A 240-nucleotide genomic window follows, 5' to 3' on the forward strand; every position below is an offset into this window, starting at 1 on the left:
TCTAAACTTGTACGCTTTATTTTGTTTAGCCATATCAAATCACCTCACTTTATCCTTTGATTTTCAATCTATTTTTTTACTACTTCAATAGGCGAACCGCCAGTCGTCAACAAGCAAAAACTTCTTGACCAAAACATTTCTTTCCCTAACTTTTTACGGACATGAGGAAAATCCCTCTTGCTAAGTCTTGAACTGGCACTTTTATAGGCATTGATGAATTTCGATCATTCACTGTTGGGT

General features: G+C 35.8%; 1 pseudogene. It reads right to left on the reverse strand.

The features are described from left to right. Positions 1–68: 68 nt before the first annotated feature. Positions 69–240 (reverse strand): annotated as a pseudogene (locus Q1A47_RS20760) (transposase); the annotation flags it as partial.

The organism is uncultured Virgibacillus sp., assembly GCF_947495635.1.
GTDB lineage: Bacteria > Bacillota > Bacilli > Bacillales > Amphibacillaceae > Virgibacillus > Virgibacillus salarius.